Annotated in this window: 10 protein-coding genes; 7 read left to right on the forward strand and 3 right to left on the reverse strand. The window is 65.3% G+C overall.

Annotated features, from left to right (window positions below):
- The 7 genes from WB785_RS03325 to WB785_RS03355 form a co-directional block, all read left to right on the forward strand.
- A partial coding sequence (locus WB785_RS03325) for a DUF4129 domain-containing protein (RefSeq protein ID WP_424077270.1) occupies nt 1–657 on the forward strand: 657 nt, incomplete at its 5' end.
- Entirely contained in the window at nt 654–1136 is a 483-nt protein-coding gene (locus WB785_RS03330; protein ID WP_424077271.1) for a hypothetical protein, read from the forward strand. The genes WB785_RS03325 and WB785_RS03330, both read left to right, overlap by 4 nt.
- 30 nt (nt 1137–1166) lie before the next feature.
- Entirely contained in the window at nt 1167–2135 is a 969-nt protein-coding gene (locus WB785_RS03335) for an AAA family ATPase (RefSeq protein WP_424077272.1), read from the forward strand.
- A 13-nt stretch (nt 2136–2148) separates the two neighbouring features.
- The gene (locus tag WB785_RS03340) at nt 2149–3402 is read left to right on the forward strand and encodes a DUF58 domain-containing protein (protein ID WP_424077273.1); all 1254 of its coding nucleotides are present in this window, start codon (nt 2149–2151) and stop codon (nt 3400–3402) included.
- Nucleotides 3399–3851, forward strand: coding sequence for a hypothetical protein (locus WB785_RS03345; protein WP_424077274.1), 453 nt, complete (start codon nt 3399–3401; stop codon nt 3849–3851). Before WB785_RS03340 ends, WB785_RS03345 begins: the two co-directional genes overlap by 4 nt.
- Before the next feature lie 99 nt (nt 3852–3950).
- Nucleotides 3951–4268 (forward strand): three-helix bundle dimerization domain-containing protein, encoded by a 318-nt coding sequence (locus WB785_RS03350; RefSeq protein ID WP_424077275.1) that lies wholly within the window; start codon nt 3951–3953, stop codon nt 4266–4268.
- An 82-nt stretch (nt 4269–4350) separates the two neighbouring features.
- Nucleotides 4351–5664: an FAD-dependent oxidoreductase gene (locus WB785_RS03355; RefSeq protein WP_424077276.1), complete on the forward strand. Its 1314-nt coding sequence runs from the start codon at nt 4351–4353 to the stop codon at nt 5662–5664.
- Here WB785_RS03355 and WB785_RS03360 read toward each other — a convergent pair.
- From WB785_RS03360 to WB785_RS03370, 3 genes are all read right to left on the reverse strand, one after another.
- Complete coding sequence (locus WB785_RS03360) at nt 5661–6440, reverse strand: enoyl-CoA hydratase (protein WP_424077277.1); 780 nt, start codon at nt 6438–6440, stop codon at nt 5661–5663. The genes WB785_RS03355 and WB785_RS03360 overlap by 4 nt on opposite strands.
- Nucleotides 6437–8032 carry an NADH-quinone oxidoreductase subunit NuoN gene (gene nuoN, locus WB785_RS03365; RefSeq protein ID WP_424077278.1) on the reverse strand — a complete coding sequence of 532 codons (1596 nt, stop codon included), beginning with the start codon at nt 8030–8032 and terminating at the stop codon, nt 6437–6439. Before nuoN ends, WB785_RS03360 begins: the two co-directional genes overlap by 4 nt.
- Nucleotides 8029–8817 (reverse strand): NADH-quinone oxidoreductase subunit M (locus tag WB785_RS03370; protein ID WP_424077279.1); only part of this gene is annotated, 789 nt, incomplete at its 5' end. The genes nuoN and WB785_RS03370, both read right to left, overlap by 4 nt.

Below are 8817 nucleotides of genomic sequence, written 5' to 3' on the forward strand. Positions count from 1 at the left end.
GTGCTGGTGATCGGGGCCGCATTGCTCGTCGTGTGGCTGCTGACGGTGTGGCTCCTTTCGCAGTTCATCATGCTGCATGTCGCCGATCAGACCGCAACCGCACCCGCCTCAAGTACCCCGCCGCCCAGTACAAACGCTCCTCCACAGTCCAAGCCACCGGACGCGGGCGCAGATCGTGGCATGCTGCGCTACCTGATCGCGACCTCGGTGGCACTGCTGGTGCTGGCCGTCGCGGGCGCAGTCGTCGCCGCGCGCCGGCGACGCGTCGGGGCGACACCCGTTGCCGCTGCCGAACCGACACGACTGGCCACGCCACCGGCCGATACCTCCGAGTCGCTGGTGCGGGCAGCCGAAGTCGGATTGGCCGAAATCGGGGACCGCAGCCGCGAACCGCGGGAGGCGATCATCGCTTGCTATGCGGCGATGGAACGCGAACTCGCGCATGTTCCCGGGGCCGCTCCGCAGGATTTCGATACGCCCACCGAGGTGCTGGCCCGGGCCGTCGAAAACCACGCGCTGCACATCGATAACGCCAGCGAGCTGGTGAACTTGTTCGAAGAGGCCCGGTTCAGTCCACACGTGATGAGCGAGGCGCACCGGGAAAGCGCATTGCGGGTACTGCAGCTGGTTCTGGCCGAATTGCGGAGCCCGGTATGAAAAAGGTTGTTGCCCTGGGCGTTTCCATCATATTGGCCGCAGAGCTGGCGACGCTGTTGCTGCACGATCGTCGGTTCGTGCTCTGGACTGCCGGTGTCGCGGCGCTGTTCGCATTGGTCAATGTGCGCCAGGTTCTCGGCCACGGCGTCGAACCGTCGGCACTCGCACCCCCGAACGCCCTTGAGGAATCGCTGCGCGGCTGGCTATCCCGAACTGAAACGCTGATCCACCGTTCGGAATCCACCCGAGCAGATTGGGACCGCCACCTGCGTCCGATGCTGGCCCGACGGTTCGCAATCACCACCGGACAAAGTCAGGCCAAAGACCCGGCGGCGTTCGACGCCACCGGCCGAATGCTTTTCGGCCCGCAACTGTGGGCGTGGGTGAATCCCAACAACGTCGCGCAAACCGGTGCGCGCGAGCCCGGGCCGGGCAGGGCGACGCTTGCCGAAATCCTGGAACGATTGGAAGAGGTATGACGAAGGGTACGACTGAAACATGACTCGACCATGACTAAGCCGGCACCTACAACGACGGCCCGCGCGGTGGCCGTGCTCGACGAGATCGAGCGCGTGGTGGTGGGTAAGCGAGCCGCGCTCACTCTCATCCTCACCACCGTGCTCGCCCGCGGGCATGTACTCATCGAAGATCTGCCCGGCCTGGGCAAGACGCTGATCGCTCGGTCTTTCGCCGCGGCGCTCGGGCTGGATTTCACCCGCGTGCAGTTCACACCTGACCTACTGCCGGCGGATCTGCTCGGCTCGACGGTCTATGACATGCAGTCGGGGCGCTTCGAGTTTCGTGCGGGGCCGATCTTCACCAACCTGCTGCTTGCCGACGAAATCAACCGGACGCCGCCCAAAACCCAGGCGGCATTGCTGGAGGCGATGGCCGAGCGCCAGGTGAGCATTGACGGGGTAACCCACCAGCTACCCAAGCCATTCATTGTTTTGGCGACCGACAACCCGATCGAATACGAAGGCACCTACCCGTTGCCCGAGGCACAGTTGGATCGGTTCGCGGTCCGGCTCGAACTGCGCTACCTGTCCGAGCACGACGAAGCCTCGATGCTGCGCCGTCGCCTGGATCGCGGCTCGGCCGAGCCGATCGTCAGCCAGGTTGTCGACGCGCACGATCTGCTGGCGATGCGCGAGTCGGTCGAACAGGTCAGCGTGCACGAGGACGTCTTGCACTACGTCGTCTCGCTGGCCGCCGCGACCCGTCACCACCCGCAGGTAGCGGTGGGGGCCAGCCCACGCGCGGAAATCGACCTGGTCCAACTCGCCCGCGCCCGTGCCCTGCTGCTTGGCCGCGACTACGTAATACCCGAGGACATCAAGGCGCTGGCCACCCCCGCGGTAGCCCATCGGATCACCCTGCGGCCGGAGATGTGGGTACGAAAGATTCAAGGCTCCGACATCGTCGAGGAACTGCTGCGGCGGCTGCCGGTTCCCCGGACGGGCGGCGGACCGCGGTAAGCGACACGACGACGTGATCGAGATCCGCGAACCCCAATTACACTGGCGTGCATCGGCATTGACGCGGGCAATTGCGACGTGCGCCGCACTGGCGCTGGCCGTCGCGCTGATCGGATCGCGATGGCAGCTGATTGCGTTCGCGGCGCCGCTGCTGGGCGTGTTGTGTTCGATCAGCTGGCAGCGGCCATTGCCGAAGGTGGACGTGCATGCGGAGCCCGGATCGCAGCGGTGCTTTGAAACCGAGCAGGCGCAGCTAAGCGTCTGGGCGAGCACTGAAACCTTAGGTGCTGCAGTCGAACTCACGGTGTCAGCAGTCGAGGAGATGCGGCTAGAGGTTCTAAATCGGACATCTCGTCAGCGGCAGACGGTGGCTACCACAGCCGACCGCTGGGGCCGCTACCCCATCCGGGCCACGGTCGAGGTCGTCGCGCATGGCGGGCTGCTGACCGGGACGGGCACCGTCGACGCGGCCGATGTGACGGTGTTTCCGATGACGCCTCCGCAACCGACGGCGCTGCCACCGACTGAACTGCTCGATCGGCTAGGCACGCACCTGACCCGGCACATCGGCCGCGGGGTCGAGTACGCCGACATTCGCACCTATGTTCCCGGTGACCAGCTGCGCACCATCAACTGGCCGGTGAGCGCCCGCCGCGGACGACTGCATGTGACGCAGCGGTTGACCGACCGGTCCGCCGATGTGGTGGTGCTCATCGATGGCTACCCGCAGCCGGCCGGCCCGGCGACGGCCTCCACCGAGCGGACGGTGCGGGGTGCCGCGCAGGTGGTGCAGACCGCGCTGCGCAACGGTGATCGGGCCGGCATCGTCGCGCTCGGCGGTGGCCGGCCCCGCTGGATTGGCGCCGACATCGGCCAGCGTCAGTTCTATCGGGTGCTCGACACGGTGCTTGCGGCCGGCGACGAATTCGAAACCACCACTGGGACTTTGGCGCCGCGCGCTGCGATTCCGCCCGGCGCGATCGTGGTCGCTTTCTCCACGCTGCTCGACACCGAGTTCGCGCTGTCACTGATCGACCTGCGCAGGCGCGGTCACGTCGTGGTGGCAGTCGATGTTCTTCAAGGCTCACCGTTCGCCGCCCAGCAGGACCCCCTGGTGGACCGGATGTGGACGTTGCAACGATCCGCGATGTACCGCGACATGGGGACCGTCGGCGTCGACGTGGTCGCCTGGCAAGCAGACCGCACCCTGGACCAATCGATGCGTCTGGTGCCCGATCGTCGTCGGCCCGTAACGGGACGGCGATGATGAGGCTCGGCGGACTGCTGGCGCACGTTTTGTCAGCGGCCTTCGGCTTCTTGATGGTGGGGGCCGTGGGGGTCGGGTCGCACGGGCCGGCCCTGATCGCGGCGACGGCGGCGGCGGTCGCGGTGGCGGCCGCAATCCTGGTTCGCCCGGTCGGCACGCTGGCGGTGCTGCTCACTGTGGGGGTGATCGCGCTGTCGGATCCGGCGGCCACGCTGGCTGCGGTGTCGGGGTTGTCCGCGGCCTTGTACTTAGTGCTGCGGCACGCGGCCGGTGGCGCCACCGGGCTGGACGGTGTTAGCGGGGCGACCGTGGTCGGCGCCCTGGGATTCGCGTTCGCCGGGCTAGTCGCGACGGCGTTTCCGTTGCAGGTTGCGTGGTTGCCGTTGCTAGCTCCGCTGGCTGTATTCGCGGTGTACCTGTTAGCCACCCGGCCGTTTCTTCGGAGCTGAGGCACAAGAAATTGTGGTCCGACGCGCGGGCCTAGCGGGGACTCTACCTGGGTGTCCTCGGGAGCTAAAGTGGTTTTTGCCAAGTGATTTACACAACACGTGGCTAACAAAACCCGTCTTGACCGCTGCGAGGATGGCGGCAAGAATATCGGGATGCCTCCAGCAGAGCGGGCGTTTATGGGTGACATTGAGCGTCGCCTGGCGAAGAAATACGCAGTTCTTCCCGAAGACCACATTGCCGCCGCCGTGCGGCGCGCTTATGCAAAGTTTCAAAGCAGCCGCGTGCGCGACTTCATTCCTTTGCTGGTGGAACGGTGCGCAGACGAGGAACTTGAGGAACTAAGTGTGTCGCGACCGGATCTGCCCACGGTTGCCAGCGGCGATCTCGCCGTGACGGGCACCGAGACAGCGGTCTAGACCGGCCATGGTCTTGCCGACTCTGCCCTAATTTTCAAACTATTTTCTGTACGGTAGGCCCTTGTTGGCGAAGGGAATATCGGTGAGCAAGCTTGGTCAGCGGGCTGTTGTCTGTGGCGCGGGAATGGGTGGATTGCTCGCCGCTCGAGTACTTGCTGACTTCTACCAGACAGTGACAGTGGTCGAACGAGACAAGTTGCCTGACGCTGCGGACCACCGTCGGGGAGTTCCGCAGGGACGGCACTTTCACGCACTGTGGAGCCGCGGCGCGCATGAGCTGGAACAGTTATTTCCTGGTATACATGGCGAACTCGTCGCGGCTGGGGCGACGGTGTGCGACGACGGCGACCTCTCTCGAGTGTCCATCCGGGTTTCCGGTCACGAGCTCAACAGATCCGGCAAATTCAGTGACCCGGAATCGGTCGTCATTCACCTGCTTAGTCGTCCATTGTTGGAATCCCAAGTCAGGCTGCGAGTTAGCGCGATCGACAACGTCGAAATCGTCGATGGACACGACTTCGTCGAACCGATCACGCCGGACCCGCAGCACGTCACGGGCGCGCACATCGTCGACCGCGACAGCGGCGCCAAGCAGGTGCTGGACGCCGATCTCGTCGTCGACGCGATGGGGCGAAGCGCCCGCACCCCCGCCTTGCTCGACGCCCTCGGTTACGGCCGGCCTGCCGCCGAACGCTCGACAGCCAGCGCGAACTACGCCAGCCTGGTGATGCGCATCCCGGAGGGGATCCTGCGCGAGAAGATGACCTTTGTCGTCCCGGAACCGAAACGACCGACGGGCGGCGCGTTTTCGGTCTACGAGCACGACACGTGGATATTCACCATCGCCCGCTTGGCGCACAACGAGCCACCCGATGACATGGCCGGCATGATTCGGCTGGCTACCCAATTCGCTCCGCCTGCACTGCTGCGTGCGCTGAAGCGGGGAGAACCACTGGGCGAGATTTCCGTTTTCCGGTACCCGGGCGGCACCTGGCGACGCTACGACCAGATGCCACGTTTTCCCGCGGGGTTGCTGGTTTTCGGTGATGCGATTTGCAGCACCAATCCCATCTACGGGCAAGGCATGACGGTGGCCGCGCTCGAGGCGACTGCCCTGCAGAAGTGTCTGGCTGAAGCGAACGGCGACTTGAGTTCTCTGAGCCAGCGGTTTTTCGCCGCCGCTGCCGGGGTGGTCGGCCCGCTATGGGCATCCAACCAGTTCAACGATCTCTACTTGGCCAATGCAGATCCTGCGCATTCGGCGTCGAAGGAGATCCTGGACTTCCGCGAGGCGGTGTTGAGTGCGGCAGAGAACAGCTCGGCGCTGACCGAAAAGCTCTATCGCTCGATGAACCTCGTCGACCCGCCGACCGACTACAGCCCGCTTCTTCGTTAGGGCGCAGGCCGGATCTGGCGGCGATTGCGCTCGCTGATCGCTGTGTAGCGGTCGCCGAGTGCATCGCGGTCCAGCTGTTGGGCACCGGCGATGTCCTGTTCGGCGGCCAGCGCCGGGTCGGTGACCGCCGCCGATCCGGTGACGTAGATTTCCTTGAGGCCGGCCATGATTGGTGCCGGCACCTCGGTGATCTGGCTGGCCAGCTCAACGGCCCGCGCCAGCAGCCGATCGTGTGGGACGACTTCGGTGACCAGTCCGATCCGCTCGGCGCGATCGGCGTCGATGACTTCGCCGGTCATCGACAGCCGGCGCGCCATAGCGCCGCCAACCAACTGTGGCAGCCGGGCTGTCATGCCGCCGCCGGGCAGGATGCCGACCCTGGCATGGGTGTCGGCGAAAACGGCGCGTTCCGAGGCGATGAGGAAATCGCACCCCAGCGCCATCTCCAGTCCGCCGGTGAACACCGGGCCGTTGATCGCCGCGATGATCGGCTTGCGCATCTCGGCCGTCTTGCGAATACAGCTCCGGGTCTGAAATTGCTCGAAATAGGCGCTGCCCAGCCGCTGGGCCTCCTTGAGGTCGACACCGGCGCAGAAAGCGGGGTCGACGCCCGTCAGCACCACCGCTCGCACCGACGGATCCTCGTCTGCATCGCCCAGCGCTGCGTAGAGCACCCCGATCAGGTTGGTGTTCAATGCGTTTCGCGAGTCCGGGCGGTTCATGGTCAGCACCCGAACCGGGCCGGAGTCGTCGCTGAGAACCAGCGCCTGCGTCATCTCACGAACTGTGCGGCCTGGTTGGCCAGATCGAGCAGCGGCTGCGGGAAGACGCCCAGACCGATGGTGACCAATGCGCACACTGCGATCGCGGCTTTACTCCAGAAGCTGGGCATCACGACCTGCACCTGATTGGTGGGCGGCTCGGTGAAGAACATCAGCACGATCACCCGCACGTAGAAGTAGGCCGCCACCCCGCTGGCGATCACACCGATGATGACCAACGGCACCGCACCGCCCTTGGCGGCTGCCTGGAAAACTGCGAACTTGCTGACGAACCCGCTGGTCAACGGGATGCCGGCGAATGCCAGCAAGAACATCGAAAACAGCAGTCCAACAACGGGATAACGCTGCCCCAATCCGGCCCAATGCGACATGGTGGCGTCTTCGTCGCCATCCGGGTTGCGGACCAGCCCGACGACCGCGAAAGCGCCCACCGTGCTGAAGCTGTAGGCGACCAGGTAGAACATTGTCGACGCGAGACCGGCTGGGTTGTCTGCGATGACACCGGTGAGGATGAAGCCGACGTGTGCGATCGACGAGTACGCGAGCAGCCGTTTGACGTCAGTCTGGTTGACCGCGGTGACGGTGCCAACCACCATGGTCACGATCGAGATCGCCCACAGCACAGGCCGCCATTGGTCATGTAGCGGCGGCAGCGCCACGTAGACGACGCGCAGCAGCGCGCCGAAAGCCGCAACCTTGGTGGCCGCGGCCATGAACCCGGTGATCGGAGTCGGCGCGCCCTGGTAGACGTCGGGAATCCACGAGTGGAACGGGACCGCGCCGACCTTGAACAATAGGCCGACGGCCAACAAAGCGACACCGATCAGCGCCATCGAGTTGCTGGTGCTGCGGCCCAGCGCGGCGGCGATGCCGGGCAACGACAGCGTGCCCGTCGCGCCGTACAGCAGTGCAACGCCATAGAGGAAAAACGCCGACGAGAACGCGCCCAGCAGAAAGTATTTCACCGCTGCTTCCTGCGACAGCAAGCGGCGGTGACGGGCCAGCCCACACAACAGGTACAGCGGCAGCGATAAGACTTCCAGCGCGACGAACATCGTCAGCAGGTCGTTGGCGGCGGGGAATACCAGCATGCCGCCGACGGCCAGCATGGCCAGCGGGAAGAGTTCGGTCTGTCGCACCCCGGCGCGGGTCGCCTGATGCTCGGCCGCGCTGTCGGGCACCGCTGAGGCTTGCGGGGTGAAAGAATCCAGCCCGGCAGCGATGTGGGCGGTGGCGGTCGCTGCGCCCGGGCCGGTGGTGGCGGTTTCGCCGTCACGCCGTTCGGCGATGAAGATCACCGCCAGCACCGCGACCAGCAGGATGGCCGCCTGCAACAGCAGAGTGGGGCCGTCGATGGCCAGCGAGTGCAGGACGGCGGTGCGGCCGGTGGGCGGCAGCTGCCTGCCGACGACGACGACTGCGACGAACGCGGCGGCCAGGCCGCCGATCGCGAGGACCATCTGGGCGCCGTAGCGGGCTCGTCGGGGCACGAATGCCTCGACCAGTACACCGACCACGGCCACACCGAAGACGATGAGTATCGGTGACAGCAGCCCATATTCGACGCTGGGAGTTGGCATGGTCATCGGCGCGGTCCTTCCGCCGTTCCCGGGACGTGTGCGACGCCTGGCCGCACGATCGGTGCGGGGTCATGCTGGCCGATGGTCGTCATGGTGTTCCCCACCGCGGGGTTGATGATGTCCAGCACTGGCTTCGGGTACACCCCCAGCACTAGGAGCAACGCGATGAGCGGTGCGACGACGACGATTTCGCGCGGCACCAGATCGCGGATCCGTTCGTTGCCATCGGCGACAGGACCGGTCATCACCCGCTGGTAAAGCCAAAGAATGTAGATCGACGAAAGCACCAGCGCCGTGACCCCGAACGCCGCCGCCAGCCAGTACCGGCTGTATGCGCCGATCAGCACCAGGAATTCGCTGATGAACGGCGCCAGGCCGGGTAGCGACAGCGTGGCCAAGCATGCCACCAGGAACGTGCCGGCCAGTACCGGAGCCACTTTCTGCACGCCGTGGTACGCGGCGATCGACCGGGTGCCGCGGCGCGAGATCAGGAATCCGGCGATCAAAAACACTGCGGCAGTGGAGATGCCGTGGTTGAGCATGTACAGCGTCGACCCGCTCTGCCCTTGGCTGGTCATCACGAAGATGCCCAGGATGATGAAGCCGAAGTGCGAGATCGATGTGTAGGCGATCAGCCGCATGATGTCGGTCTGGCCGATGGCCACGATCGCGCCGTAGATGACGCCGATGACCGCCAACACGACGATCAGCGGGCGAAAATACGTTGAGGCATCGGGGAACAACTGCAGGCAATAGCGCAGCATCCCGAATGTGCCGACCTTGTCCATCAC

It is taken from the genome of Mycobacterium sp., assembly GCF_049585075.1.
GTDB lineage: Bacteria > Actinomycetota > Actinomycetes > Mycobacteriales > Mycobacteriaceae > Mycobacterium.

Excerpts from the sequence above, each read along its gene's own strand:
- WB785_RS03330 (WP_424077271.1), top strand. The coding sequence starts at position 654 with ATGAAAAAGGTTGTTGCCCTGGGCGTTTCCATCATATTGGCCGCAGAG.
- WB785_RS03335 (WP_424077272.1), top strand. The coding sequence starts at position 1,167 with ATGACTAAGCCGGCACCTACAACGACGGCCCGCGCGGTGGCCGTGCTC.
- WB785_RS03360 (WP_424077277.1), bottom strand. The coding sequence starts at position 6,440 with ATGACGCAGGCGCTGGTTCTCAGCGACGACTCCGGCCCGGTTCGGGTG.
- WB785_RS03345 (WP_424077274.1), top strand. The coding sequence starts at position 3,399 with ATGATGAGGCTCGGCGGACTGCTGGCGCACGTTTTGTCAGCGGCCTTC.
- nuoN (WP_424077278.1), bottom strand. The coding sequence starts at position 8,032 with ATGACCATGCCAACTCCCAGCGTCGAATATGGGCTGCTGTCACCGATA.